Here is a 24,924-nt window from a genome sequence, read left to right on the forward strand (position 1 = left end):
AGGCTCTTTTTTTATTTTTTGATTATCTTTAGTTTAATAACTTTTCTAAATCGGTAACCTCATCTGCAAGCTCCATTGCGTAGGGTGAATGTGTAATCATAATTGCGGATGGAACAACCTGCTGAATATATTCAAGTATATTTTTTGCAGTATCTACGTCCAAGGCGGCAGTCGGTTCGTCTAGGATGATGAGCTGCGGGCGAGCTAAAAGCCCTCGAAGAATGCAAATTCTTTGCTTTTCTCCTCCTGAAAAATTCTTATAAATTTCAGTTAAATCATCATCAAGTGTCAGTTGATGCTTTTTCAAAATATGTAACAAGTTAAATTGATCAAGCATCTGAAGTAAGTAAGAATCCTCATATATATGCGAGGAGTTATAAACTAAATTATCTCTAAGGGAATAAGGGAATAAGGGAATAAGGGAATAAGGGAAAATAACTGGTTGCTGTGCAACGTAAACAACCTCATCAAAAATATGCTTAGAAAAATTTTGACTGATATCAATATTCTTATAGCAAAGCTGTCCTGATTGAATCTGATAGACGCCCATTAAATAATTCATCAGAGAAGTCTTACCTAGACCTGTTTGGCCAATCACGACATATGTTTTATTGGCTAATATTGTTAAATTAAAATGATCTACTGCTCTTTTCCCAAGTAAAAATTTAGCATTTATAAATTGGAAGAGAACGTTGGAGTCTTGAACAATAGAATGCGTATAATTTTCTTTATTGAGATCAAAGTATTTTCGATATTTTGCTAAGGCGACAAAGTTGCCATTTAAACGCATCAAGCTTTGGGAAACCGCCAGAAATGGATTGGTGAGTTGAATAATATAGGTACTTATCAATACAAAAGCACCCGGTGTAAGCTGCTTTTCAGTTGAAAGAAACACTGTAAATAACATAAAAAAGAGTAAAAATAGAAAGATCAGGAACAATTGAGAAATCATCAATAACCCTATTTTCTTGTTCCTATCTTTAGCTGTTGTGATGTATGAATCTAATGTGGCATTAAATTTTGACAATTGAAACGGTACTGCATTTTTCACTTTAATTTCATAGGAGTTTGATATCTGATGTATCAAATGACTATTCACCTGATTATCTTTTTGATACATCGAATCGAATAAAGAACTGCTTGTTTTATTTATATGAAAGGAAACTAGGAAAATAACGATAGCTATTAATAAAAAGCTAATACTAAAGACTAGGCTAATGGTCGTAAATAGAACTGCAAAGATCATAACCAATTGAAAAATAATTGGTCCTAAATGAAGCAGTAACGTTAGATTAATCTCACCAAAAGCAGAACTTCCTCTTGCAAGATCACTGATCACTGTTCCAGCCTCAATTTGATCTTGCTCATCTTTTTTGAGGTTTAAATAATTTTTTAGGCCCGCAAAGATTAATGCACCTTTGAAATCAACCATCAAATAAGCACTAAAAATATTTTTTGTCCAATTACATAACTCATTCGCTAACCATGCTGCAGCATACGCGAGTACGATTAGATATAAGAAATTAAATGGGAGTCGAATATCTAGTGAAAAGTTATATTCCTGTGCAGAGTAGTCAATAATAATTTTTAACAAATATGGCAATAATGTCGTAAAGAATGCTGTGAACATCACTAATAAAAACATGAGAAACATACTACCCTTCTGTTTCTTATAGTTTTCTTTAGAAATTTGCCATAAAAATTTATAGTTTTGAATATCTTGCGAACTTAATAAAAACTTCATTTCTGTATCTTTTTTCTATTAAAACAAGTTAAAAATAATTTCATTACACAAGAAATATCATAGCTTGCCTTATTTATTCTTATTCATATTTTTTTGTTTAAAATTAAGTTCACTGTTTTTCAGATAAGTGATATTTCACTGTAAAGACTTAACAACTTAATTTCAAAAGAAATTTTTTTATAAAGATTTAAAAAAATCGGTTAATCAATACACCACATTCCGCATAAATTTAAGTACTTGGTTACTACTATTAATATAGGTGTAAGTCACTGAACTTTCAAAACTAAAAGATGAACCAGCAGGAATTATTTTTATGCAGTCGGTAAATTGTATGGTTAACTCACCTTCTAATACATAAATCAGTTCTTGCCATCCTTCCGCATCTGCTTCGGCAATATAAGATTCCCCCACTGCCAATGACCATGTCCATAGCTCAACTTGGGAGCGGGATGGGACTGAAGCCAGTAAAGTTGCTTTGCTTTCTTCTTTGTCTCCCTGCCAAGCAAGTACATTTACTAAGGCTTGTTCTTTGAGCTCTGGCGCACTCACAATCGTCCTAAAATCTACGCCCAAAACTACCGCAATCGCATCAAGTTTAGCCAAGCTAATATTGACTTGCCCCGTTTCTAAAGCAGCAATTGTTCGTCTACTCACACCCGCCTGATCGGCCAAGTCCTGTTGGCTTAAACCTCGCTCGTCTCTTAAGGAACGGATATTTGTGCCGACATGCTGTAAAACGGTGCTGGACTGGGTCATAAAATAAGTAACAAAGAAAATATGAGCAATATATTGCACAAAACATAGGAATACTGCAATATGTGCAGTATATTGCACAATTCCTCTTGATCAGATATGTCACCAATTTCTCTGAGCTCAAGCAAAGCCCCACAGCTAGCTCTCATCCTAATTACCATTATTTGGGGTGGAACATTCCTTACTGTGCAGTATGCACTGAATTTTTCGTCACCTATGTTTTTTGTGGGCTGTCGCTTTGCTGTAGCTGCCTTAACGTTATTAGTTATTTCATTAAAAAGTATGAAAGGCATAACGTTAAAAGATTTAGGTGCAGGGAGTGCGATTGGCCTCGTAATTGCAGCGGGCTATGGCACACAGACGATTGGTCTTCAAACCATTCCAAGTAGTGAATCCGCATTTTTAACGTCACTTTATGTGCCGCTTGTCCCTCTTTTAATGTGGCTTATCTTTAGAAAAGTTCCACACATTATGACTTGGGTTGGAGCGGTCCTTGCTTTTGCTGGTCTTGTTTTGTTGACAGGAAATGGTTTTAAGCAAATTTCATTAAGTTTTGGGCAGCTTTTAACAGTGCTTGGCGCATTTGCAATTGCTTTAGAAATTATTTTTATTAGCTACTTTGCTGGAAAAGTAAATTTACGCCGTGTCACCATCATTCAACTCGCTGTCGCATCTCTAATTTCTTTTGCCATTATGCCTGTGGTTGGTGAACATACGATTCCAGCATTCTCATGGCCTCTGGTGCTGATTGCTGTTGCATTAGGCTTAGCCAGTGCACTCATTCAATTTGTGATGAACTGGGCTCAACGTGTGGTTGACCCTTCACGGGCTGCAATTATTTATGCAGGAGAACCCGTTTGGGCGGGCATTATTGGTCGTATTGCAGGTGAGCGTTTACCAGTTATTGCCCTATTTGGTGGTGCTTTAGTGGTATTAGGTGTTTTAGTGAGTGAGTTAAAAATTAAGTTACCGACCAAAAAAGTCAAAAGAATTCAAGAATAAAAAAGAGAGCGAAATGCTCTCTTTTTTATCAATTATTTTTTCTTCAATAATATGCAGGGTTGATAGTACTCAACTGTCGGCATTGGATCATAAAATGGATGGAGCAATGCCTTCCATTCCTGATAAGCCTCAGACTTTCTAAAACCTTCGGTATGATTTTCAATCTCATCCCAAAAAATCATTAAAATATAATGATGAGGATCAGTTGCATGTCTAATCAGCTGGACAGCATTAAAGCCTTCCATTGGATAGACAATATGTTTGGCCTGCTCGAATGCCGCAAGAAACGCCTCACTTTGCCCAGCCTTTATGCTCAAATGCACATGTTCGATAATCATGGTTTATTGATACATCGGTCTATTATCATTTAACGCAATCAAGCCACGAATTGCACGATATACAATCCAAATCCAAGCAGCAGTAATTACGCCTACACAGAATACGGTAGATGAGATTGCAACACCTGCAAATAGATCGGTATTTTCACCGGTAAAGAACAAGAAAATAAACGGTAAAAAGGCGATAATATTCCAAGCCAGATACCACCAGAATGTTCTGATTTGCCATGTAAAGTGGCTCTCAAAAATTGAACCTTGCACATCAGAACGTTTTACATAGTTAATAATTAGAGCAATAACCGCAAGTAAGCCGCCAGTAAAAATGGCAACAATATAAAGTACATATAAAATAAGCGTTAAAGTACGATTTGAATCTTGGTCGATAGAACTATTCATTTTTATACCTCTCGAGTTTAATAAAACGATTTACTTTTATGAGCCCCGCAACACATTTAAGGGAGAAATTAGCCACAAAATCAAAAGTAAATGAAGGAATATGGTACAAAAATAAATCTTACGAAAGGGTTGTTTTTGTGTTTTATGTCTCAGTTTTTGTTGTGCCCACCATGCAGCAGGCCAACCCCCTAGAAAGCTGACAATATGCAATGTTTGTTCAGGCACACGGCGATTACCCAATTGTGCTGCTTCTTTGTCTTGTGAATAGAGCCAATAACTCAGCACATTCATCATTAAAACAAACAACAAAGCGTAAGCTGGCAAAGTATGCATAAAACTCATAATGCCCATTAAAACAAAATAAAATACGATCCCCATTTGCATGGCAGACCATGGTTTAGCTTGAAATGAAGATTCTGTTTTTGTTGGCTTTGAAGCTTTACGAGTTTGAGATGCCTTTAAATAGGTCACCTGCTGGGCACGAAAGCGGCCACGTTCATCAAGGATAATCAGATATTCCAGTGCACAGCCAATAATTGGCCGAGGACCGGGGCGTGCAAAATCTTTGATATGCAAAAAGACTCGCTCTTTTTCAGCATCATCTGGCTGAATAAAGCCATAACCTTTTTCGTCGAACCATTCGACTAATCGCCCCTGATCTCGCATCTTTATTCCTTATCCTTTTACATGGCTTAAACGATCTTGCATCATTGCTCGCATTTCTAGCGGATCTTTTTGCAAAATGTCGTCGCCTGTACGTCCTTCTTCTTTATTTTTTTGAGCAACTTGCAAACGCATCGACCAAAAACGGCACGCCGCCATTGCCAAGAATACATCTAAACATTCAAGTTCATCTGAAGTAAGCGCACGAACTTTTTGATATGCCTCTAAGTAAGCTGCTACTTTCTCTGAGTTTAAATGCGCTGCTGGATATTCGGTACAAAAATCATTGATGGTAATCGCAATATCAAACAGTAATTCATCTTGATTGAGCTCGTAAAAATCTAAAATACCTTGTAATTGCTCACCTTCAAACAATGTATTGTCTCGGAACAAATCTGAATGAATAAAACCTGTTGGTCGATTTGAATACTGCGCTGTTTTAGCATTAAATGCTTGATAGACCTGCTCAAGTAAAGTTTGGTCTTCTTGAGTCATATTTGGTTTAAGCTGTTCTGCAACGCCTGTCCAGTATTGATGATCACGTCTATATTCACGCTCAAGCGGAAAATCTTGCAAAGCGACATGCAGTTTTGCCTGTGCGTCTGCAATTGCGGCAACTTGTGCGACTGTGGTTTGCATGGGATGATGCCCCATTAAACGTGGAGCAATTTGTGCAGGTTTTTCTGCAATAACATGAACCGCTTGTCCGCTATGTTTTAACGGCACAGCAACGGGTACATCATGAGTCCCCAATTGTTCAAGAACTGGAATCAGTTCACCCGCCCCTTGAGCATCTAGCTCTTCAAATACAGTAAGTACATATTGTTTGCGGTTTACATCAACCAGAAAATAATTGGTGTTTTGAATACCTCCCTGAATTGGGTTCAGCTCCAACACCTCTAATCCATAAGGTGCAGCAAAGGCGCGAACTTCATCTAAACTCAACGGGGTATAAACCGACATGGAAAACCTGCAAAAAACATCTGTGAAGTTTGATAGAATACCTCTTCCCTCCATGAAGGTGTAGCGCCTGTGTAGGAACTTTCACCAACGGCGATTATTTTTGGAAAAAGCTATGCTTGCTAAACGTATTATTCCTTGCCTAGACGTTGATAACGGACGCGTAGTTAAAGGCGTTCAATTCCTCGATATTCGTGATGCTGGCGACCCTGTTGAAGTGGCACGTCGCTATAACGAACAAGGTGCAGATGAAATTACTTTCTTAGACATTACCGCTACACATCATGGACGCGATACCACTTACCGTACTGTTGAGCGTATGGCCGAGACTGTATTTGTGCCATTAACTGTCGGTGGTGGTGTACGTAAAGTTGAAGATATTCGTTCGTTATTAAATGCAGGTGCGGATAAAGTGAGTATTAACTCAGCAGCCGTATTTAATCCTGAATTTGTTCAAGAAGCTTCACAGCACTTTGGCGCACAATGTATTGTGGTTGCGATTGATGCCAAAAAGACTGGCGACAATAAATGGGAAATCTTTACCCACGGTGGCCGTAAACCAACCGGTATCGATGCGATTGAATGGGCCGTAAAAATGGCTGACTTCGGTGCGGGTGAGTTACTCATTACCAGTATGGATGCCGACGGTACTAAAGCAGGTTACGATATTGCTTTAATGCGCGCTATTAATGACCGCGTTACCGTTCCAACGATTGCTTCAGGCGGTGTAGGTAACTTACAACACCTTGCAGACGGTATTTTACAAGGTGGCGCCGATGCAGTATTGGCAGCAAGTATTTTCCACTTTGGACAATATACAATTCCAGAAGCTAAACAATATTTAGCTGAACAAGGCATCGAAATGCGCTTGTAAGTTTATTGATATTTAAAGGGGCGATATGCCCCTTTATTTTTTATGCGGCACCGTCTACAACATTCAGATCACCGATGAGTTTAGGCTTTTCTTTTTTCTCGACCCATTTTGCAGGAAAGATTTTTTCTACAGCTTGAGATAAAGGTTTAGCAATCACTGTTGGTAACCATATGCCTAAAGGATTTTGTTCTTTTAAATCTGCCGAAGACACCACACGTGTTCCCATCACATAATCAAACCAAGGCTTGGTCACACACCAATTGGCATCTTGATTAGAGTTCATGTGGTGATCGTAATGCCATGGAATTTTACGCTTTGCCCATTCAGGCTCCAGATGTGCACGGCGATGAATATAATAATAATTTCCAGCACTGTACCAAGCTGCGAGTGCCATACCTTTTGAAAACGGGTAAAAAATAGCGCTTGAAACCGTTGCCACCACGGCTAGTGAAATTAACTCATTTTTAGTCCGCCAATTTCCAACACCTTCCACATAACAATCATCATGAAATTGCTGTTTACGTACTTCACGATGATGTGCCCAATGTGACTCCATGCTTTTTGGCACAGGGCTATATCTCGGTTGTCCAGCACGATGTACCCCATGCAAAATATATTTATGAGCTACCCATTCAAATGCGTTAGCAACCGCAATTCCAGCAATAAACCCTTTTAACATCGCTTTACTCCTTTTTCTTTTTATTCAGAATATAAAATTCGATATGCTATGTATTGACCAGAATTTATGGTTTCATTGACAAATCACGACAAGAAAGAGGTGGTCAGGGATGCCACAACTAAAAAATTATACGGGTTCGGTCTATGGAGGACTCGGACACCTATTAAAAGCTTACTGCGAAGCCAATCAGTTAGCAGTACCAGAGCAATTAGAACAAATTCAAAATCTGGAACGCTTTGACTATGTGGTTTGGCGTGATTTATTAGAAGTCATCTATAAATTAAACCCCAAGCCGGGATTAGGCCTAGAAATTGCCAAATATGTACAACCCAAACACTTAGGAATTATTGCCTACCTTGCACTCTCTTGCGATAACTTAGGCGAAGCTTTAATTCGTTATCATGACTTTCATCGTCTAATTTATGACGGAAGTCCGTTAGTGGTTGAGCTATATGGGCAATATGCTTCTATTCGCTGGGAAGCGACTGAGTTGCACCCTACCCAGCTTACCGATGAAATTGCCATTGCTCTGGTGATCCAATTCTTACGCCTTTTTATGTCTCACCAAGATGTGCATTTGCATGAAGTACATTTTTTAAATGCCCCACCTAAAAACATCAGGGTTTATGAACAATACTTTCAATGTCCGGTCCGTTTTAATCAGCCCCGTACCCAATTACTCATTCCAAGTTCTGAAATTAGTAAGCCTCTGAGCAGTGCTGACCACACGCTACAACAATTACTGGTTCAACAAGCCCAAGCGCTTTTAGAACAATTACCAAATTCGACACAACTTGATCAACGCTTACAGCACTCAATTTTGACTGGGTTACAAAAGGATCAATATCAAATTGAATATATTTCAACTCAGCTAGGCCTTTCTGTTCGACAACTCCAACGTCATTTGCAACAACAAAACACCACCTTTCAGGAACGTGTTCAGCAAGTACGGTTTATGCTCGCAACCGAGTATTTAAAAGATCCGCATTTAAGCTTACAAGAGATTGCTCTTTTGCTTTGTTATTCAGAACAAAGTGCTTTTCAAAGAGCTTTTAAGCATTGGACTAGTCAAACACCACAACAATGGCGAGATCAATTTTCAGACAAAGAATAACCAACCAAAACTTACAAATCTTTTCTTGATTAAAACAACACTGAAAACAAAAATTTCATATAGTCACATGCTTCAAATTTATGTGACGCAATTCACATTAATTAAAATAGATTAAATAAATGAGTAATCAAAATGAATAAATATTTTGCTGAATTTCTAGGTACGTTTTGGCTAGTCTTTGGTGGTTGTGGTAGCGCAGTATTAGCCGCAGCTTTCCCTGAACTTGGTATTGGCTTTGCAGGTGTAGCCCTTGCCTTTGGTTTAACCGTACTCACAGGTGCCTATGCTCTAGGGCATATCTCAGGTGGACATTTTAATCCCGCGGTAAGTGTTGGCCTTTGGGTCGGCGGCCGCTTCGATGTTAAAGATTTGATTCCCTATATTATTGCTCAAGTGGTCGGTGCGACTGCTGCGGCATTTGTTCTTTACATTATTGCTCAAGGTCAAGCTGGCTTTAGCGGTGTTGGTGGTTTTGCTTCAAATGGTTTCGGTGATTTATCACCAAACAAGTTTGGCTTAGGTTCTGCTTTCATTATTGAAGTGGTACTTACAGCTTTCTTCTTAATCATTATTTTAGGATCAACACATGGTCGTGCACCTGCTGGCTTCGCCCCTATTGCTATTGGTTTAGGCTTAACGCTTATTCACTTAATCAGTATTCCAGTCACGAACACTTCTGTGAACCCTGCACGTAGTACAGGCGTTGCGTTCTTTGCTGAAACTGCTGCTTTAAGTCAGTTGTGGTTGTTCTGGGTGGCGCCGATTTTGGGTGCTGTGATTGGTGCACTTATTTATAAGGTGGTTGCTGGGGATAAGGATTAATTCTTTATATCTATAGCTTCAATATGCTATCGCGGTGGGTGACATGGATGTCACCTGTTGAGCAGGGGTACATGGATGTACCCTCTGATCAACAAAGCCTTTTGTTTACTTTTGGGCTTTCAAAAGTAAGAAATGTCTATACAAACTCAATAAGACCTAACTTGGCATTAAAGACTGTATGGCAGCATGGCCATGCTAAACATCACACATAGAATGCATAAATTATAAAAACGGATTATTAATTTCTTGTTCAGCTGGACGTTCAATTTTCTCAGGCAATTCTTCTTTTTCCAAAGCCGCAACCACATCGTTTAAAAAGCTCTGTAAAGCTTTGGCTTGTTCTAACCCGACTTTGTCTTTGGTAATTTGCAAGTTGCCATAAATGCTGACGCAATCGATATCATTTTCTAATGTTAAATCTTCAATTGAAGATGACTCTGTACCCTTTTCAAATGGCTTAAACATAGGTGTTATCTCGTTGTTATATTTTCACAGTGTAATACGACCAATTTAAAAAAAATCAATCAAAATTAAAAGTGCCGACAAAATTAGAAATGCTCCCATCAAGATATTAAAATATTTCAAACGGTTGCCATGATTAAGCACCACCGAAAATTTATCACCACATAGTCCCCAAAAGAACAAACATGCATAGCAAGTGAAAAAATAAATAATGATAAAGATAGGTAAAGACTGCGGATTTTCAATGCTTGTAAACATGGTAATACCCGATACACAAGCTAACCATGCTTTTGGATTGAGCCACTGTAGTAAAAAGCCATCTTTAAAATTGGGGATAATAATATTGTCTACAGGAGCACTTGAAATAGAGATGTTGGTAGCCGAGAGAATAATTTTTATACCGATATAACAAACAAATAGCGTTCCACAAATCGCAAGGATTTTTAATACGATCGGAAACTGAGTTAATAAACTCTGAAGCCCAAATGCCATAAAAATTAATAGTAAAGTAAAACCAATAGTGGCGCCTGAAATATAGGGAAGCGACCTTTTTAAACCATGATTTAAACTGGTCGATAAAATGACGGTATTTACGGGACCGGGGGTAATAGACATTGCAAATGAAAAAAGAAACATCGAGGCAAACATTGTTATTGTCCTTATTAAAATAAAATGAGTATACAGATCTGTATACTCATTTTATTGTATGAATTTAAGACAATGCAATAACTACTATAAAATTGCTTACTTCAATATTTGCAAGAAATAGTTCACCAAGGCTTCAACCAGTTGCTTCACAATAGCTTGGCGTGTTTCTTCATCGATGCTTGGAACTTTTGCTTCCATCGCTTCTGAAGAGCCACTTTTTTGCTTTTTAAACTGGTCTTGTAACGCTTTAATTTGATCAGCGTTTAAGTCCTGCTCACATTGGCTCTCACCATCCCAATGTAAATAGTCTAACTTCTGATTTGGCTTAACCGACGTTGCTGTTAAAGGTAGACGATAGACATTACGCTTTTGCTGCTCAGTTAACTGTGGAAACAGATTAACGCCTAAGCGTTCTTCAAGGTAGCAAACACTCACGACTTTCACTTGCAGAGAGTTATTGTTGGGTGCGTAATAAGCCCCAATAGCACCCGTTTTTGGTATATATACCGCTTTATAAACGGCTGTTGGAACAATTACACCCTGCCCAATCGTTTTAAGGCGTTTGCCCTCAAAAACAGGGCCGGTAACAACATAAACATCTTGTTTTTGCTTGGTCGCAAGGGCGCGTGTGGCTTCTTCAAGTTTACGCCAGACTTCTTGGTTATTTTTAGGCGCTTGCGGCACCATATTACTTAACGAAAAGCTATCGGACTGTGAGCTCTTATTTGGCATATCGCCATTCGGTGCCATATGCCCACGGTCATAGCCTGAACCACGATAGTCACTTAACAGTGCCCGATGCTTTTGATCAACACGAGTTTCTTCATGAAAGTTATCTTCACGCTTAATTTTGACACTCAAACGTTCTGCATTTAAATGCTCAGCCGACCATAACGGCGTTTTAGAGATGCCTGAATACAAAACGTTAAAGCCGTTAAAGCACAGCGGATAACTGTCTTTTTTTAAACTTTCTTTATTTAAAGCAGGAGGAACTTCACGATAGAACTGATTTAAACAAGTCGAGTTAGTACTTAAAGGTGAAAACCACTGCGAAATCTTTTCACTACCAAAAGCAATTGCAAAACTTCCCGCAGCAATACAAGCAAGAATAATCTTGCCAAAATGCTCACTTAGAGAAAAAGAGTTTGTACCTTTACTACGTTTTTTACTTGCCATGTTTCTATCAATACCACTGTCCACACGCAGCTTAACAACCCTGCTTTTTTAAGTATATCTCTTATCTTTCAAATGGTTAAAACATGGTCATCTTTTTTGTAACTCCATTCCCCATTACGTAACAATCTGTTGGAATTATGAGAGGCTTTGGCTATTCAATTACGCCAATTGCGTATCTTTCGTTGAAAAGCACTGATTGCTTATGACATGGTTAGCTCCACAAATTTGGATAAAAATATAATCGGAGTCCACTTAATGATCCATTCAAAGATTATTGGTATTGGCGTAATCACGGGATTATGTAGTATGGCAGCTTTGGCTGAGCCAGCAGTCCAGCCAGGAGATACTTTAGAAAGTTTGTCTAAAGTGAAAGTTACGACAACGGTAAATGGCCAACCTGGTTCCATTAGCGATTTAGTCAATAGCGGACAAGTACAACAAGTTTCTGCTGCACCGACAAATGCAGCGCCTACCAGTGCTCCTATTCCGGCAGATGTTCCACCAGCACCTCCAGCAGGCGGTGAAATAGCACCTCCAGCACCAATTGATGCAGTGCCACCTGCACCAGACCAAGCGTCTCCAGCGCCACAAGATCCGAATGCTGCACCATCTGCGGCAGATTCAACTCAGTCGGCAGACCCGATGGCAAAAGATGGTGCTTTGCCAGCAGATGCACCTGTTCAAGCTCAATAATTTGAGCCATAAAAAAACCAAGACATTTGTCTTGGTTTTTTTATACATCAATATTTTATATCTCGATTTGACTACCTAACTCAACCACACGGTTGGTTGGAATTTGATAGAAATCACTCACCGGACTGGTATTACGCTGCATAGAGATAAACAGTTTCTCTCTCCATGGAGACATACCGTCGCCCACCGAATGAACAATACGATCGCGGGAAATAAAGAAGCTAATATGCATTAAGTCATATTCAAGACCTAACTGCTCGTAAGCTTGCATGAGTGCTTTTGGTACATTCATTTCATCTTTAAAGCCGTAGAAAATCTTAATACGGAAGAAATGTTCAGCTAAGGTTTCTGTTGAAATACGGTCTTCTGGTTCGACAAAAGGTACATCCTCAATCACTACAGTGACCAAGATATTGCGCTGATGCAGCACTTTATTATGCTTAATGTTATGCAACATAGCATGTGGTACGACGTTCGGTGTACCTGTCATAAAGACGGCATCACCCGGAACCCAGTGCACGCTATTACCAATACTTTTCACAAACAAATCGAGTGATAACGTATCGTGTTCGAGCTTGGCAAAAGTGAGCTCACGACCACGTTTCCATGTCATTAAGATGGTCACTGCAATCGCACCAATCAGTAATGGCACCCAACCGCCCGACAAGATTTTAAGTGAAGTTGCACCTACCAATACCGACTCTAAAACAAAGAATGGAATAATGAGGAGTAGCACTTTTGGCATGCTCCACTTCCAAGCTGAATAGATGAACACAGCAACCAGAATCGTGTCACACAGCATAGTCAAGGTTACAGCGAGACCATAAGCACTTGCCAAGTTTGAGCTGGTTTTGAAAATCAAAATTAAGATAATAATTGCGATTAAAAGTAACCAGTTTAAGAAAGGAACATAAATCTGGCCTTCTTCAGACTCAGAGGTATGTTTAATACTTAAACGTGGTAAATAACCCAATTGAATCGCTTGACGTGCAAGTGAAAACACCCCAGAAATTACAGCTTGAGAGGCAATTACGGTTGCCATGGTCGCCATAATAATCATTGGGTAAAGTGCCCACTGTGGCACCAATAAATAGAACGGGTTTTGAATCGCCGCTGGGTCTCTGAGCAACAATGCACCCTGTCCTGCGTAGTTTAAAACCAAACACGGCAACACTACAAAGAACCATGCTAGACGAATCGGAATTGGTCCGAAATGTCCCATATCGGCATAAAGCGCTTCACCACCAGTAACTGTTAACACCACAGCACCCATCACGAAAAAGGTCATTAGGGGTTGGTGGTAGATAAACTGAATCGCCCAATGCGGACTAAACATGCCTAACACCACAGGGGTTTGAATGACGCTGTGAAGACCTAATAATCCTAAAGATAAGAACCACACCATCGTAATCGGGCCAAAAAACTTACCGACAAAGGCCGTACCGTGTTTTTGTACCAAAAACAACGCGATGATAATGGTAATCGCAATTGGCATGATGAACGGGTCAAACACATCGGTTGCAATAGACAAACCTTCGACTGCCGAGAGTACCGAAATGGCTGGGGTAATAATACCGTCACCAAAAAACAGCGATGCACCAATAAAGCCAATGGCAATCATGTAGATTTTTTTGTTATCGGCAATTTTGGCTTTACGTAAGTTCAATGCGAGTAAGGCCATAATTCCGCCTTCGCCATTGTTGTCTGCACGCATGACGATGGCGACATACTTAATACTGATGATCAGCATTAAGCACCAAAAAATAATGGATAAAATTCCTAATACGTTTTCAGGCTTAATTCCCAACCCATGCGCTGCATGGAAGGACTCTTTTAAGGCGTAGAGTGGACTTGTTCCAATATCTCCAAAGACCACCCCAAGAGCTGCCAAAGCCGTGGCAGGCAAGGTTGCTTTTTTGGCCGTATTTTGCATTGTGTAATTAAACCAACATGATTTTTATCGCAATCTTATCACCTCTATTATTTTTTTTCTGTAAAGCTCATCTTAAATCTTGGCAGAACAAGATTTTTTAGTTACTATCGCACGCCTTGGTGAGGTGTCCGAGTGGCTTAAGGAGCACGCCTGGAAAGTGTGTATACGTTTGCGCGTATCGAGGGTTCGAATCCCTCTCTCACCGCCAGAATTAAAAAAAGACCTAAGTCATTTTGATTTAGGTCTTTTTTATTTAGCTAAAAAAAATCAATCTAATCAACTATAAGTAACTTCGCACCATTCAGGCTAAAAGACTGATGTGGCTCAGAGTTATCTCCGACTTGATAACTCATGCCTGAAGTTAAAGTAAATGTTCGCCCGTCTTTCAATCTACTTTCTAACTCACCGTCTAGGCAAAATAAAATATGTCCTTTTTCACACCAATGGTCTGCTAAATAATTTGCTGAGTACTCTACAAGCCTTACCCTAATTTTATTTTTTTCTTCACCAAAAAATTGGGTTTTCCAATAAGCTTTTCCAGTTTCACCGCTATATTCAGTGACTTCAATTTCTTCCCAGTTTGTAATTTGAAATGGAAAAGGTGCGATATTCATAATTTTTCCAAAGACGTATTATTGTATTTTCAACTTATAGACAAAATTGGTTTTTGCAAATGATTTAAAAATAATTATTTATTAGGCCCCACTACCTAACTCAGTAACGAGCCAATTAGATTTTGGATCCTTTTTTACAACAGTTACAAACACAATATAGGTTCCCGCAGGGTTACCAGCAAGATCTGCATGTACTGTTTTTATCTTTATGACGAGTAAAATCATTTTATAAAATTGTTGATAATAATCAGGTCTATTTTTTGCTGATTCGTAACGAACTTTTAGCACTTCTAGAACTTTTGAATCTTTATAAATTTGGGGTATTTCAGCATTTCGAATATTTAAGTTCTCGCCTAACCAAACATATTTATATGCTGTAGCTGCATCTCCATTAGAAAGTGAATTAAAAAAGGAAATAGCAGCTCGACTTGCTTGTTCTTTTTCAACGTTAGCGTTTTTCTCGTATGATTTAAAGGCTGCAAACAAACATAATCCAGCAAGAAGTAGTCCGATAGTTATAAAAATTCTAGACTTTGGCATTTGGCTTCCTTTCTAATTTTTTAAAATGTCATGTTAAAAAATAGTCAGATCAAAATTAAGTTATAGAAAGACCCAAATCGTTTTGATTTAGGCCTTTTTTATTTGAAATAAAATTTAGACTTCTCTAAACAACCTTAATCTAAAATGAACACTTCTAATGACTCTACATAAGGCAAAATAAGATATTCATGCTTAGATAAATGCTGTTCTAATTGGGTATGAGTCGATTGATTGAATTGATAAAATTCACTCAATTCTTTAAACAATTGAGTAGTTTTATTTGCATCGAATTTTGGTGTTTTAATAAAGTATAATAAGCTTGCACCTAAGCCAACATACTCTAAGCCATAGTTCTGATCTAAATGCTGAATTAAGCTAAAAGACTCAAAAGGATTCAAATCACAAGTAAAGTATCCATTGAGGCATGCTGCAAATTTTTGAGTTTCATTTTTACTGTTTACTAACTTTACTTGAATAACGTCATCTAAAATTTTTTCGGGTTCAGCATTAATCTGTAGCAGAGTCGATTGATCTTCATCACAATAACTAATTTTTTGAGGCAAGTTATTAAAGTCTATATAATTTTCTGGCTTTAATAATTGTTCAATATGATGTTGAAGTTCTAAAGGTCGAGTATTATCCCAACTTGCTTCACTGTCATCTTGAGTTAGTTCTGAAGCATCGAAGTAAAGACCATCTCCCATTGAAGCATGCATGGAAGTGTATTGGCATTGTCCAATATCTTCTAAAAGTAATAATACTTTTTTAGGTAAATGCTTCTGCTTAATTTCTGAATATAAGTTAAGAACATCCTTCCATGAGTTTACTTTACTCATTGTTGCGTAGCATATTAATTCATGAGCATCATCAGTTATAAGGGAATTTTCTTTTTCTTTAATACGAAGAATAGTCATAAGTTTTTAAATTAAATCTATATTTAGCTGATATTTATATCATAAATAAATCGTATATTTAACTTAAAAACCCTAACCCAAATCTTTAAAAAATATTCAATATTAAAGACCCAAACCCTCACGTTTAGGTCTTCCCATCTATAACTTACTCAGACAACGCTAATAACTTCTGAACATACTGCGCCGCATTATCCGCTATGTCTTGTTGAGTCGGCACATCGTCATCTTCTGATGGGTTTGTGTCTATACCATAAAATGCATGAAGCGGTTGATAGTCCGCACCCACATATAAAGCCGTTAGCTTAAATGGAGTAAAAATCTGCTCTAAAGAAAGGTTATATCCACCATACTCTGAATAAACTTTTTCTTGCACACCCGCAGATAAAGCCAACATAAACTTTTTATTTTTAAGTTTATCGCCTGTTGAACCATACCCCCACCCATAAGTCACAACTTCATCAATCCATTGTTTCAATAGCGGTGGACAGTTAAACCAATACACTGGAAATTGAAAGACTAAATTTTCGTGTTCTTCTACAAGCGCTTGTTCTTTGGCAACATCAATCACCCCATCTGGGTAGGCTTGATAAATTTGATGAACTGTAAATTGGTCTGGGTGTTTTTCTAATTCCTCTACCCATCTTTTATTTACAACAGATTGGTCTATGTGAGGATGGGTAACAATGACTAATGTCTTTTTCATTATGAAAACACTCTTATCGGAAAGTTGATAAATCGATTATAGAAGTGTGCTTTCCTAAATATAAGTACGGTAATTTATGTTATATACTATACTAAAAGATAGTGTAGATTTTAAAAATGACTGAGTGCATTCCTTCATATACACCATTAGAAGATACGGGTTTTGGCTATACCCTTTCTTTGATTAATGGCAAATATAAAATGATTATTATGTATTGGCTGTATGAAAAAAATGTCATGCGTTTTAATGAGATGCAACGCTGCATTGGCAATATTTCGTTTAGAACACTTAGTAATACACTTAAAGAATTGGAAAGAGATGGGCTGATTACTCGTAAGGAATATCCTCAAATTCCGCCAAAGGTTGAGTATCGCCTTTCAGAAAGAGGACAGTCTTTGATTCCTTTGTTAGATATGATGTGCGATTGGGGCGAGCGTAATAAGCCGTCTTAGTTTTATGACTTGAAGTGATACTAAATATGAGAAATGAATTAAGAGAAATTTTTATTAAGGGATGCGACGATAAGATTGAAAAGAAGGGAGATAATGTCGGTCTATCTTTTTATGCTTTTTTTAAAAATAAGAATGATAACCCTGAGCTACTGATGGAAGCAGCCCATTGGTGGATTATGTTGCATAAGCTGGACCACTTCGAGAAGGCAGTTAAGATTAAAAAGTTGGTTTTGAGTGAACAATAAAAGTTAGAGGAAAAGACTATTCAGAAAGAGGATAGTCTTTTATTCCTTCTTAAATAAATTGATTACCTTATTTATCTTCAACTGTATGAACTTCTTGACTTTTCAAACTATTTTTATCAAAAATATCAGTTCTCTCTTTATATTTTTGAGCCGTTCTTCCACTCTTATCTCTTGGTATATGCAGAAGAGTAAGAGGGATATGACGAATATAATAATCATGATTAGTCCCGCTATGTTTAGCTTTAGAGAAGAAACGTGAATTATCTAACTCACAATCGCTTAACTCTATTCCAGCATATGTTTCTTGAAGATAAGCCTTCCAATTTTCTATGACTGTACTTTCATTCGTTTGTTCGGATTCAGGCTTTATATAAATAAACATTCCTCCATGGTTATTCTTTTTTTCGCCTTTTGAATAGCGTTCTGTCAATTGTAAATAGCCTTCATTAAGGTAACTATTACTTGACCAAATTTTCGCCTCAGCTAACCATTTATACTTTTCAGTTCTTACGGTTATATCAACATTCCCATTAATATCAGAGTCTTTTTCAACATGATAAATTCTGCGTCCTTTCAGATAAAGCCAAATACTTGAACTAATTTGGGTTTCACTGAGTGACAAATGTTTTTCAACATCTTCCAAAATGCAAGAACAAGCTATATCAACATCTTCGTATAGCTGACTCAGAAAATCTTCGTAGCTACAACTCTCTAGCCATGTAACCTGAAGAGACCTAGCTAAAATTAAAGGATTGGACAAATCAAATGGTAAAATACTAGTCATCATCCTTCTTCCTTAGTCTGATTAGATACATTGAAGATAACTTTTCCTTTTTCAGAAAGTTCAAAGTATGGTGTAATCATCTGATTAAATTGACTTTTTGAAATTTCTTTACCATTTAAAGGATTAAAGAACTCATTGAAGTTATAAGCTTGTTCAATAGTTTGATTATCTATGACAATCCATTGTTGTCTAGAATCATCAAAAATTCTAAATCTTTGTATCAAAAGCGAAAATGGATATCTAACAAGTATATAGACAGCTTCTATAAATTTTTCTAATTGAGTTTCCTCTGCTCCGCTAATATTATAAAAGTAATTAAAACTTAGAAAGCCCTTTAACGAGGTCTTTTCTTCCTTAATTAGTTTAGTAATTATATTGAAAACAAAGTAATTTATTTGTTCATCATCTTCAGATGATTCTAAGATACTATTCAAGCTTTCTAGACTCGGATTTTTAAACCAAGTGACTAAGGCCTCTTCTTTCTTGCTATTCATAGCCTATACTCATAATTTTTCAATTATTCGTTCAATTCCATATTCAAAGCTTTCTAAAGATAAAGCATCATCAATTAAAGCTTCATAAATAGGATTCAATGGACTTGCATTATATAATTTTAATGGCAATCGAATTGTTAATGTTACATTTATAGGATCAACTTTTTCCTTATAATTTTTACATATACCAAAATAATCTAATTTTTCCTTTTGATTACCAGTTTTGTAAAAGTTATCGTCTCTTACATCTTCAAGTGATGAAACTTTTGTAGAGTGGTTAAATTTTTGATTTGAACTAGAAAATTGATGTTCAACAATACGTCCTAATTTTTCATTTTCGAATTTAGGCAATGCTGGTTTCAAATCTAATGCTTTTAATTCTGTAGGATGTATTCCTAAGTAAGTGGCAAGCATTACTGTTAAATTAGCATAATCTTTATTTCTCTGGGCCTTGTCCAATAAGGAAGATAAATCTTGCCCTAATACAACTATTGAATTTTTATAATCTACTTTAATAAAATCAAAAGCTGTGACCCAAACCTTAGTATAAGTAATTATTTTAAAAATTTCATTTTTTTGATGAAGATGTAAAACCCCACCAATTTCATTCATTCGGTTTTCGTCTGTAACCTCTTGACGTTCATAGTAATTCCTATCAATATCAAAGTAATAATATATAGAATCATCCGTTTCTAAACTAGTTTTAAAGTGATAGCTTCTATTAACCTCATTATTATCTAAAAGAGTAAAATCTTCTTTCTCATAACTCAAAAAATTAAGAGAAGAATCTAAGGTAGTTTGTATAGTATTAAGCTCAGAAGAGTTAAGACGGAATATAGTAATTCTTTTATTTCCAAATTTAATATAATTATTTAATATTTCATTTAATTCTAAAAAAGTATTTTTTATATTTTTTTCATTAATTTCACTTTCCTCGAGAGATCTAATTTTATTTATAAATCTTGGATAACCATTACCTGTAAGGCCATTTTTTCTTAAGGTATCAGCTGCAATTGTATAAGAAAACTCTCTTTTAGCTAGCTCCTTTAATACATTAATTAGTTGTTCTTTTTTTTCTTCAAAACTTATCATAATAGCTAACCAATCCTGTAAATTTTTTTATTATATATATTTTAAAAAACTCAATCAATTAGCAGAATTAATAATTTCATCTTAACATTAATTTTAGTATGCTTATTTATTAAGGATAAAGAATTTAGAAAAAATAAATTAATATTTTTAAGATATTCTTACCCTACTTAAAAAGCCCAACTCTCGTCAGGCCTTTTCCCCCATCAAACCCAACTTAAAAAATAGTCGAGCAACGCATCCCTTTCATCGGTGTTATTGGTCCCTAAAAGCTGAACCATCGCACCATCAATCACAAATAAAAACATGTGTGCATCTTCAACTGTAGAGGCAGACTTTACGGTTAAAAGCAGTTTATGAATTTCTTTAATGAACCATTTTCGGTAGTCAATGACTAGTTTATAGGCCACTGGATAGATCTTTTCAATTTCAAAAATGGCTTTAAATGGCAACCGATAAAAGCCATCTAAATTTGCATGTAAAAGGTAAATTTTCTTGAGTTTATCGAATGCCATGAGTTCACGGTACGAATGAATAATTGAAAACACCTCATGTTTTAATGCATCTATTTGAAAAGTTAAGCTCATCTGAATGAGCCTTTCTTTGGAGTGAAAATAGTTATAAAAAGTGGCTTTGGGGATTTTGGCTTCCTCAATAATTCGATCTATCCCGATGTAAAACCCATTTTGATTAAATAAATCTTTTGCTGCGTGGAGCACGCTTAATGCTCTAAATGATGCTTCTAAATTTGGCATTTTTATACCGTTTAAAATAATTTTTTGTTGTATGTAAAAGAGATAGAAATGCCGTCACTCTTAAATTGAGCGCTAAAAACAGGCATGCGAAAACGACACAAAAATGGTGTGTTCGCCTATCTCAGGTTTTATTGTTGCTATGATTTTTTAGTCGTAATGACCTATGGCTTAAAACCTAGAGTCGGTTAAACCGTTTTAAAGACCAGTGCGATATAGACGTAAAGATTTTGGCAAAGGTTGCCAATGAGAGAGATGAATTAGTACGCATAACGGCGAACTCCTTTTGATTAAAAAGAGTCTTACCAATTACTGCTAAATAATGGTGGCAAGACTAGAAGGGTTAGCAGACTGGTACAAAAGGAAACCAGCACACCCGAAGGTGTCCCTCCTAGCCTCACCATAAAGGCGTGACTTAAGAGAACGCACAAAAACCAAAACAGCATTGTTGTGCGCCTTTTGTAGACGGTCTGCTAAAACCGACTGGCAATGTAGGCCAGCAGGCAAAGGATAATCCGCGCGTTTTTGAGTGTCAATGTAAGGTTGAATAGAAATTGGTTAAATAATTTTTGTTTTCATTCAATTAGATATTTAAGCTAAACAGTCATTCAACTTAAATTTAAAGATATCACGATAATAGTAAAAATGTAGGATAGTGAATTATGATTGAGTTCATCATTTAAATGAGTAATTAATAATGATAATAAAGGGACCTCCCACCAGTTCAGAAGAATATCAACTTATCTTTCAATGGCTTAATGAACAGTTTTATTATTCTATTGGGGCAATGGCTTTTCTTAATCAAACACAAGCTATCGATGCCGAATGGCAACTCTTACGGTTGTATCACCCACAGAACTCCAAGCAACTTTTAGGAGTCGCGGTCATCCTTGCTGGAGGCACCTGTTTCTGGGTTCCAGCAGAGAAATCTTCATCTGGAGCATTGCTCTCTACATCAATTTTAGAGCTTCAACCGCGTCGGATTGTAACGACCGCAATTGGACGAGACTTACTACATGCCGAGATCAAACAAAAAGGACGCCTTTTACGAGAATATGATCAATGGATAATGGTCTGTTCACGCCAATTTTCTCAAGCTCAAGGCCGCTTGGCTGAACTCTCGGACATTTCCCGTCTTAACGAATATCAACATCAATACAATAAAGAGCGCTCAGTGAATGAAGCACCTGATTGGGAATCTCTGATTCAACAACAAAAAATTATTGTGCTTGAAGCAGACGACCAAATCGTTTCCGTTGTACGTTTGGGAATAGAAACCGATCGACTCGTTTCTATTGGCGGCACATATACCTTCCCTGCTTATCGCCGAAAAGGTTTTGCCGAACGCATCTTACAATTCGCGGTCAATCGAATCGTTGCAACTGGACGGATTGCCCACTTAATTGTCGACATCGATAACACCCCCGCGGTTACGCTTTACCGCCAAATGGGCTTCGAATGCATCGAGTCTTCTTACATTGGTTACCCAGAGTATTTATAAAAAATTATTCATTTTCAAAACTGTTTAAATGAACAGATTGATCACGCTATAAATAAAAGCTACAGTAAATAAAGTTTGAATTTTATAACTTTAAATAAATTGATAACGCATGCAGGCAAAGACATGGAAACCATACATGATTTTTATCGCCGCTTTTCTTTAACCAGAGATAGCGATTACTCGGTTCCATCGACTTCGTTTGGACATTTTAACGTGTTTCAACGCGATGCCTGCTCGTTTCTCACGCCTTATAGCCGCCGCGATTATTATAAAATTTCACTGGTTTTAGGCACAGGTGACCTTCACTACGCCAACCGCTGGATTCGGGTAGACCGCCCTGCTTTACTGTTTTCAAACCCGATGGTGCCATATGCATGGGAAATTAATTCGCCCGAACAGGCAGGCTGGTTTTGTCTATTTACCGAAGAGTTTGTAAACCAAGAATCAAGACAAAGCTTTTTAAAAGACTCACCGCTGTTTAAAGTCGACGGCGACCCACTATATTTTTTAAACGACCAACAGGTTGATGAAATTTCATTTATTTTCAAAAAGATGATGACTGAAATAAATTCAGACTACATTCATAAATACAACGTTTTAAGAAACTATTTGCACCTGATTGTGCATGAAGCTATGAAAATGCAACCGACCCAACAGTTTGAAAAACATAGTAATGCTGCGGTTCGAATTTGCCATTTATTCTTTGAATTATTAGAGCGCCAGTTCCCAATAGACTCACCCCATTTCCAGCTTAAACTCAAAACTGCAAATGACTATGCCTATGGTCTGTCAGTGCACGTTAACCATTTAAACCGAGCTGTAAAAGAAGCCACAGGTAAAACCACGTCTGAACATATTAGCTCGCGTATTACGCAAGAAGCCAAAGCACTGCTACAACACACCAGTTGGAATATTTCCGAAATTGCCTATAGCTTAGGCTTTGAATATTCAGCGTATTTCACCAATTTCTTTAAGAAAAATACAGGCTTTTCGCCTAAAAAGTTCCGTGAAGACTGTGTGGCCTAAAAACAGATTGTTTGAATTTTATAATTATTGGTTTGAATGTTATACGTCAGTTTGAGCCAAAGCATTTTATAGTTTTCCTACTCAAGTGATTTTGCAAAAAAGAGTATGAAAAATGAAATATAGAACTTTAGGACAAACAGGCGAAAAAGTATCAGCACTTGGTTTAGGTTGCATGGGAATGAGCTTTGCCTATGGTGCCTCAGACGACACACAAAGCATTGCAACCCTAGAAAAAGCCTTAGACCTCGGCATTAACTTTTGGGACACCGCCGACATGTACGGCAACGGCGCAAATGAAGTTTTGCTATCAAAAGTTTTAGAAAAACACCGCGACAAAGTATTTTTGGCAACCAAATTTGGCTTCCGCTACAAAGAAGATAACCTCAACCCACAAAACTCTTTAGAGTCTTATATCGACGGCTCTCCAGAGTGGATTAAAGTTGCGGTCGAAAACAGTTTAAAACGCTTAAATACAGACGTGATTGATTTGTATTATGCGCACCGCATTGACCCGAATATTCCAGTTGAAGACACCATTGGCGCAATGGCGGACTTGGTCAAACAGGGTAAAGTTCGCTATTTAGGACTCAGTGAAGCATCGGCTGAAACCATTCGTAAAGCGCATGCGATTCACCCGATTGCAGCGGTTCAACATGAATATTCGCTACTCACCCGCGAGTTTGAGCAAACCCATTTGCAAACCATTCGTGAGTTAGGCATTAGCCTTGTGCCGTATTCACCGCTATCACGTGGTTTAATTACCAACACGCTTGATGTGAGCAACCTAGACGAAAGTGATTTCCGTCGCCAGTTACCGCGTTATCAGGGCGATAACTGGAAAAATAACCAAAGCTTAGCGCAATCATTTAGCGAGTTTGCTCAAAGCAAAAACGCAACAGCGGCTCAACTGGCTTTGGCTTGGATTTTGGCGCAAGGTGAAGACATTATTCCAATTCCAGGTACGCGTAAAATCGAGCGACTTGTAGAAAATGCTGGCGCTGTAGACCTTGATTTAACAGCGGCAGATTTGGCAGAAATCGACGCAATTATTGCGAGATATCCAAACATGGGCGCACGCTATAACGCTGAGCAACTTGCTGCGGTCAATCATTAAAATATGAGCTATAAAAAAGTCCGACTTAGTGTCGGACTTTTTACTTTAGTCTTTGCTATAACTGCCCTGCTGGCGTCCATCGTTCCAAGTTACGTCTAACGATTTTTCAGAAATCGTCAGGCTTTCAGGAAATATACTTAAATTCTTTTTGAATTTAGAGTCTGGTTTTAAACCAATACAGTTGCCATTTTTCCACCATGTCCCTTCGGCATATTGGTCTAAAGCGCCATAAGCTAACATCCATTTAAACTTGCCGTCTGGCTGAAGTAAAAGTTCCGAACCAACTTCCATCACACCATTTAAATAATAGTGTCCACTCCAAGCCTGATCGGCTTGCTGAAATTTCACCTCTTTACATACGCTCGTTGGCTCTGCATAAATTTGAGAAGAAATCGCAATCATAGAAAGTAGTAGCAACCGTGCAAATATATTCATTATT

General features: G+C 37.5%; 31 protein-coding genes and 1 tRNA gene. 12 read left to right on the forward strand and 20 right to left on the reverse strand.

What is annotated here, in order from left to right; all coding sequences use genetic code 11:
• Positions 1 to 28: 28 nt before the first annotated feature.
• Both ACLBWE_RS03420 and ACLBWE_RS03425 read right to left on the reverse strand, forming a co-directional pair.
• Entirely contained in the window at positions 29 to 1,744 is a 1,716-nt protein-coding gene (locus ACLBWE_RS03420; RefSeq protein WP_447601181.1) for an ATP-binding cassette domain-containing protein, read from the reverse strand.
• 204 nt (positions 1,745 to 1,948) lie between these two features.
• Positions 1,949 to 2,500 carry a helix-turn-helix domain-containing protein gene (locus tag ACLBWE_RS03425; protein ID WP_447601440.1) on the reverse strand — a complete coding sequence of 184 codons (552 nt, stop codon included), beginning with the start codon at positions 2,498 to 2,500 and terminating at the stop codon, positions 1,949 to 1,951.
• A 96-nt stretch (positions 2,501 to 2,596) separates the two neighbouring features.
• Here ACLBWE_RS03425 and ACLBWE_RS03430 point away from each other — a divergent pair, with 96 nt between their 5' ends.
• A complete protein-coding gene (locus ACLBWE_RS03430) occupies positions 2,597 to 3,499 on the forward strand; it encodes a DMT family transporter (protein WP_447601183.1) in 903 nt (300 codons plus the stop codon).
• Positions 3,500 to 3,531: 32 nt separating this feature from the next.
• Here the strand turns inward: ACLBWE_RS03430 and ACLBWE_RS03435 are convergent, their stop codons facing one another.
• Genes ACLBWE_RS03435 through ACLBWE_RS03450 form a run of 4 tightly spaced genes read right to left on the reverse strand, consistent with a single transcriptional unit; the run spans position 3,532 to position 5,859 of the window.
• Positions 3,532 to 3,837 carry an antibiotic biosynthesis monooxygenase family protein gene (locus ACLBWE_RS03435; protein ID WP_045433515.1) on the reverse strand — a complete coding sequence of 102 codons (306 nt, stop codon included), beginning with the start codon at positions 3,835 to 3,837 and terminating at the stop codon, positions 3,532 to 3,534.
• 3 nt (positions 3,838 to 3,840) lie between these two features.
• Positions 3,841 to 4,233: a DUF4870 family protein gene (locus ACLBWE_RS03440; protein ID WP_045433518.1), complete on the reverse strand. Its 393-nt coding sequence runs from the start codon at positions 4,231 to 4,233 to the stop codon at positions 3,841 to 3,843.
• 36 nt (positions 4,234 to 4,269) lie between these two features.
• A complete protein-coding gene (locus tag ACLBWE_RS03445) occupies positions 4,270 to 4,899 on the reverse strand; it encodes a DUF1294 domain-containing protein (RefSeq protein WP_447601186.1) in 630 nt (209 codons plus the stop codon).
• 9 nt (positions 4,900 to 4,908) lie between these two features.
• Positions 4,909 to 5,859 carry a homoserine kinase gene (locus ACLBWE_RS03450; protein WP_447601188.1) on the reverse strand — a complete coding sequence of 317 codons (951 nt, stop codon included), beginning with the start codon at positions 5,857 to 5,859 and terminating at the stop codon, positions 4,909 to 4,911.
• Positions 5,860 to 5,971: 112 nt separating this feature from the next.
• Here ACLBWE_RS03450 and hisF point away from each other — a divergent pair, with 112 nt between their 5' ends.
• A complete protein-coding gene (hisF, locus tag ACLBWE_RS03455; RefSeq protein ID WP_005038191.1) occupies positions 5,972 to 6,730 on the forward strand; it encodes an imidazole glycerol phosphate synthase subunit HisF in 759 nt (252 codons plus the stop codon).
• 40 nt (positions 6,731 to 6,770) lie between these two features.
• Here hisF and ACLBWE_RS03460 read toward each other — a convergent pair whose 3' ends face one another.
• Positions 6,771 to 7,409, reverse strand: coding sequence for a hypothetical protein (locus ACLBWE_RS03460; protein ID WP_005038189.1), 639 nt, complete (start codon positions 7,407 to 7,409; stop codon positions 6,771 to 6,773).
• Between the two features lie 109 nt (positions 7,410 to 7,518).
• Between ACLBWE_RS03460 and ACLBWE_RS03465 the strand changes: the two genes are divergently transcribed.
• The 3 genes from ACLBWE_RS03465 to ACLBWE_RS03475 all read left to right on the forward strand — a co-directional run bounded on the left by ACLBWE_RS03465 (position 7,519) and on the right by ACLBWE_RS03475 (position 9,557).
• Positions 7,519 to 8,523 (forward strand): AraC family transcriptional regulator ligand-binding domain-containing protein, encoded by a 1,005-nt coding sequence (locus tag ACLBWE_RS03465; RefSeq protein ID WP_447601191.1) that lies wholly within the window; start codon positions 7,519 to 7,521, stop codon positions 8,521 to 8,523.
• Between the two features lie 132 nt (positions 8,524 to 8,655).
• Entirely contained in the window at positions 8,656 to 9,345 is a 690-nt protein-coding gene (aqpZ, locus tag ACLBWE_RS03470) for an aquaporin Z (protein WP_198078454.1), read from the forward strand.
• A 47-nt stretch (positions 9,346 to 9,392) separates the two neighbouring features.
• Positions 9,393 to 9,557 (forward strand): hypothetical protein, encoded by a 165-nt coding sequence (locus ACLBWE_RS03475; RefSeq protein ID WP_447601442.1) that lies wholly within the window; start codon positions 9,393 to 9,395, stop codon positions 9,555 to 9,557.
• A 10-nt stretch (positions 9,558 to 9,567) separates the two neighbouring features.
• Here the strand turns inward: ACLBWE_RS03475 and ACLBWE_RS03480 are convergent, their stop codons facing one another.
• From ACLBWE_RS03480 to ACLBWE_RS03490, 3 genes are all read right to left on the reverse strand, one after another.
• Complete coding sequence (locus tag ACLBWE_RS03480) at positions 9,568 to 9,810, reverse strand: hypothetical protein (RefSeq protein ID WP_009391931.1); 243 nt, start codon at positions 9,808 to 9,810, stop codon at positions 9,568 to 9,570.
• Positions 9,811 to 9,855: 45 nt separating this feature from the next.
• Positions 9,856 to 10,455: a LysE family translocator gene (locus tag ACLBWE_RS03485; protein WP_447601194.1), complete on the reverse strand. Its 600-nt coding sequence runs from the start codon at positions 10,453 to 10,455 to the stop codon at positions 9,856 to 9,858.
• Between the two features lie 96 nt (positions 10,456 to 10,551).
• The gene (locus tag ACLBWE_RS03490; RefSeq protein ID WP_447601196.1) at positions 10,552 to 11,631 is read right to left on the reverse strand and encodes a DNA/RNA non-specific endonuclease; all 1,080 of its coding nucleotides are present in this window, start codon (positions 11,629 to 11,631) and stop codon (positions 10,552 to 10,554) included.
• Between the two features lie 255 nt (positions 11,632 to 11,886).
• Between ACLBWE_RS03490 and ACLBWE_RS03495 the strand changes: the two genes are divergently transcribed.
• The gene (locus ACLBWE_RS03495; protein ID WP_447601198.1) at positions 11,887 to 12,324 is read left to right on the forward strand and encodes a hypothetical protein; all 438 of its coding nucleotides are present in this window, start codon (positions 11,887 to 11,889) and stop codon (positions 12,322 to 12,324) included.
• A 55-nt stretch (positions 12,325 to 12,379) separates the two neighbouring features.
• Here ACLBWE_RS03495 and ACLBWE_RS03500 read toward each other — a convergent pair whose 3' ends face one another.
• Positions 12,380 to 14,257 carry a potassium transporter Kup gene (locus ACLBWE_RS03500; protein WP_017390917.1) on the reverse strand — a complete coding sequence of 626 codons (1,878 nt, stop codon included), beginning with the start codon at positions 14,255 to 14,257 and terminating at the stop codon, positions 12,380 to 12,382.
• Positions 14,258 to 14,375: 118 nt separating this feature from the next.
• Here ACLBWE_RS03500 and ACLBWE_RS03505 point away from each other — a divergent pair.
• Positions 14,376 to 14,465 (forward strand) — tRNA-Ser (locus ACLBWE_RS03505).
• Positions 14,466 to 14,529: 64 nt separating this feature from the next.
• Here the strand turns inward: ACLBWE_RS03505 and ACLBWE_RS03510 are convergent.
• The 4 genes from ACLBWE_RS03510 to ACLBWE_RS03525 form a co-directional block, all read right to left on the reverse strand.
• On the reverse strand, positions 14,530 to 14,871 hold the full coding sequence (locus tag ACLBWE_RS03510) for a DHCW motif cupin fold protein (RefSeq protein ID WP_447601200.1): 342 nt from the start codon (positions 14,869 to 14,871) through the stop codon (positions 14,530 to 14,532).
• An 81-nt stretch (positions 14,872 to 14,952) separates the two neighbouring features.
• Positions 14,953 to 15,411, reverse strand: a complete 459-nt coding sequence (locus tag ACLBWE_RS03515) for a hypothetical protein (protein ID WP_311084348.1) — start codon at positions 15,409 to 15,411, stop codon at positions 14,953 to 14,955.
• Positions 15,412 to 15,545: 134 nt separating this feature from the next.
• Positions 15,546 to 16,325 (reverse strand): hypothetical protein, encoded by a 780-nt coding sequence (locus tag ACLBWE_RS03520; RefSeq protein WP_447601203.1) that lies wholly within the window; start codon positions 16,323 to 16,325, stop codon positions 15,546 to 15,548.
• 145 nt (positions 16,326 to 16,470) lie between these two features.
• Positions 16,471 to 17,028: an NAD(P)H-dependent oxidoreductase gene (locus ACLBWE_RS03525; protein WP_336011613.1), complete on the reverse strand. Its 558-nt coding sequence runs from the start codon at positions 17,026 to 17,028 to the stop codon at positions 16,471 to 16,473.
• A gap of 116 nt (positions 17,029 to 17,144) precedes the next feature.
• Between ACLBWE_RS03525 and ACLBWE_RS03530 the strand changes: the two genes are divergently transcribed.
• Positions 17,145 to 17,480 (forward strand): winged helix-turn-helix transcriptional regulator, encoded by a 336-nt coding sequence (locus ACLBWE_RS03530; RefSeq protein WP_447601205.1) that lies wholly within the window; start codon positions 17,145 to 17,147, stop codon positions 17,478 to 17,480.
• A 26-nt stretch (positions 17,481 to 17,506) separates the two neighbouring features.
• Positions 17,507 to 17,725, forward strand: coding sequence for a DUF6500 family protein (locus ACLBWE_RS03535; RefSeq protein ID WP_004639834.1), 219 nt, complete (start codon positions 17,507 to 17,509; stop codon positions 17,723 to 17,725).
• A 67-nt stretch (positions 17,726 to 17,792) separates the two neighbouring features.
• Here the strand turns inward: ACLBWE_RS03535 and ACLBWE_RS03540 are convergent, their stop codons facing one another.
• The 4 genes from ACLBWE_RS03540 to ACLBWE_RS03555 all read right to left on the reverse strand — a co-directional run bounded on the left by ACLBWE_RS03540 (position 17,793) and on the right by ACLBWE_RS03555 (position 20,847).
• Positions 17,793 to 18,512: a hypothetical protein gene (locus ACLBWE_RS03540; protein WP_447601208.1), complete on the reverse strand. Its 720-nt coding sequence runs from the start codon at positions 18,510 to 18,512 to the stop codon at positions 17,793 to 17,795.
• Complete coding sequence (locus ACLBWE_RS03545) at positions 18,509 to 19,003, reverse strand: hypothetical protein (protein WP_447601210.1); 495 nt, start codon at positions 19,001 to 19,003, stop codon at positions 18,509 to 18,511. The genes ACLBWE_RS03540 and ACLBWE_RS03545 overlap by 4 nt, the downstream gene beginning before the upstream one ends.
• Before the next feature lie 9 nt (positions 19,004 to 19,012).
• Positions 19,013 to 20,095: a hypothetical protein gene (locus ACLBWE_RS03550; RefSeq protein ID WP_447601212.1), complete on the reverse strand. Its 1,083-nt coding sequence runs from the start codon at positions 20,093 to 20,095 to the stop codon at positions 19,013 to 19,015.
• 203 nt (positions 20,096 to 20,298) lie between these two features.
• The gene (locus tag ACLBWE_RS03555; RefSeq protein ID WP_447601214.1) at positions 20,299 to 20,847 is read right to left on the reverse strand and encodes a TetR/AcrR family transcriptional regulator; all 549 of its coding nucleotides are present in this window, start codon (positions 20,845 to 20,847) and stop codon (positions 20,299 to 20,301) included.
• Positions 20,848 to 21,541: 694 nt separating this feature from the next.
• Here ACLBWE_RS03555 and ACLBWE_RS03560 point away from each other — a divergent pair.
• The 3 genes from ACLBWE_RS03560 to ACLBWE_RS03570 all read left to right on the forward strand — a co-directional run bounded on the left by ACLBWE_RS03560 (position 21,542) and on the right by ACLBWE_RS03570 (position 24,485).
• Complete coding sequence (locus tag ACLBWE_RS03560; RefSeq protein WP_447601216.1) at positions 21,542 to 22,345, forward strand: GNAT family N-acetyltransferase; 804 nt, start codon at positions 21,542 to 21,544, stop codon at positions 22,343 to 22,345.
• Between the two features lie 123 nt (positions 22,346 to 22,468).
• Positions 22,469 to 23,371 carry a helix-turn-helix domain-containing protein gene (locus ACLBWE_RS03565; protein ID WP_004639845.1) on the forward strand — a complete coding sequence of 301 codons (903 nt, stop codon included), beginning with the start codon at positions 22,469 to 22,471 and terminating at the stop codon, positions 23,369 to 23,371.
• Between the two features lie 112 nt (positions 23,372 to 23,483).
• Positions 23,484 to 24,485: an aldo/keto reductase gene (locus tag ACLBWE_RS03570; protein ID WP_447601218.1), complete on the forward strand. Its 1,002-nt coding sequence runs from the start codon at positions 23,484 to 23,486 to the stop codon at positions 24,483 to 24,485.
• Positions 24,486 to 24,530: 45 nt separating this feature from the next.
• Here ACLBWE_RS03570 and ACLBWE_RS03575 read toward each other — a convergent pair whose 3' ends face one another.
• Positions 24,531 to 24,923 (reverse strand): hypothetical protein, encoded by a 393-nt coding sequence (locus ACLBWE_RS03575; protein WP_447601444.1) that lies wholly within the window; start codon positions 24,921 to 24,923, stop codon positions 24,531 to 24,533.
• Position 24,924: the final 1 nt, after the last annotated feature.

Source organism: Acinetobacter sp. M5A5_2a (assembly GCF_053345265.1).